This window comes from Streptococcus sp. GMD6S, from assembly GCF_000297015.1.
In genome coordinates this window covers 1-744 of the sequence record NZ_AJRH01000350.1, presented here as the reverse complement: position 1 = coordinate 744, position 744 = coordinate 1, and the positions used below count along the sequence as shown (strand labels likewise).

Here is a 744-nt window from a genome sequence, read left to right as displayed (position 1 = left end):
GGACTCAGCAAGGAAGAAAAGAAAGCAAAAGTAGCTAAGTTGTTGGACTTGGTTGGCTTGGCTGATCGTGCAGAAAACTATCCGTCACAACTATCAGGAGGGCAAAAACAGCGTGTGGCCATTGCGCGTGCCTTGGCAAATGATCCAAAAATCTTGATTTCAGATGAGTCAACATCTGCCCTTGACCCTAAGACAACCAAGCAGATTCTGGCCTTGTTGCAAGATTTGAACCAAAAATTAGGCTTGACCGTTGTCCTGATTACACACGAAATGCAGATTGTTAAAGACATTGCCAACCGTGTGGCAGTCATGCAGGATGGGCATTTGATTGAAGAGGGCAGTGTCCTTGAAATCTTCTCAGACCCTAAACAACCTTTGACCCAAGACTTCATCTCTACTGCAACAGGTATTGACGAAGCCATGGTTAAGATTGAGAAGCAAGAAATCGTGGAAAATCTGTCTGAAAACAGTATCTTAGTACAGCTCAAGTATGCAGGAGCTTCGACAGACGAGCCACTTTTGAATGAATTGTACAAGCGTTACCAAGTAACGGCCAATATCCTCTATGGAAATATCGAAATTCTCGATGGCACTCCCGTTGGAGAATTGGTTGTGGTCTTGTCAGGGGAAAAAGCAGCGCTAGTAGGTGCTCAAGATGCCATCCGTCAGGCTGGCGTCCAGCTAAAAGTATTGAAGGGAGGACAGTAAAATGACAGAGTTGATTCAAACTTATCTACCAAATGT

General features: G+C 44.5%; 1 protein-coding gene. It reads left to right on the top strand.

The window, feature by feature from the left end:
* A partial coding sequence (locus GMD6S_RS11550) for a methionine ABC transporter ATP-binding protein (protein ID WP_000463269.1) occupies positions 1 to 708 on the top strand: 708 nt, incomplete at its 5' end.
* Positions 709 to 744: the final 36 nt, after the last annotated feature.